Raw genomic sequence first — 653 nt, forward strand, 5'->3', positions numbered from 1 at the left:
GCGACTTCGACCTCAAGCGCTTCGACTGTCACCGCCACGCCAGCGAACGCTTCGACTGTCACCGCCACGCCAGCGGCGACTTCGACCGCAAGCGCTTCGACTGTCACCGCCACGCCAGCGAACGCCTCGACTGTCACCGCCGCGTCAGCGAATGCCTCGAAAGCGTCATCGTCTGCTTCCCCCTCGAAGTCTTCCGCGTCGGCTCGGGCCAAGACGCGGGTTTACTTTGGCTGCGACGGGGTGATGGTGCCGCTGGTGACGGACGCGGAGAAGCGGAAGCGACGGGCGACGATCAAGCATAAGCGTAAGCTGCGGGGTAAGAAGGCCAAGCCGCTACCGCCGTTGCGACCTGGTGCCGACCAGGCCTTCAAAGAGTTCAAGCTGGTCGTCTACTACGATGACACGCGGCGGCATCGGCTGGTAGAAGGCAGCCAGGGCGACCACGAAGCGGCGGGACGCTTGATGCGGCGGCAAGCGGTTCGGCTGCGCCTTGATCTGGCGGACGAAAAGATCGGCATTGTCGATGGGGCGCCGTGGATTCGCAAGCAGGTGGCCCGGCAGAATCTGCCGCTGGACGCCTTGGGTCTGGATTTCTATCACTTGGCCGAGCATGTGCACGCGGCTCGCCGTGTGGTTTTTGGCGAGGACGATGC

2 protein-coding genes are annotated in these 653 nt (G+C 64.3%); both read left to right on the forward strand.

Annotated features, from left to right (window positions below; translation table 11 throughout):
* The coding region (locus H0921_RS17585; protein ID WP_194539836.1) for a hypothetical protein at positions 1-302 on the forward strand (302 nt) is incomplete at its 5' end.
* The coding region (locus H0921_RS17590) for a hypothetical protein (protein WP_194539837.1) at positions 241-653 on the forward strand (413 nt) is incomplete at its 3' end. The genes H0921_RS17585 and H0921_RS17590, both read left to right, overlap by 62 nt.

Source organism: Thermogemmata fonticola (genome assembly GCF_013694095.1).
Lineage (GTDB): Bacteria > Planctomycetota > Planctomycetia > Gemmatales > Gemmataceae > Thermogemmata > Thermogemmata fonticola.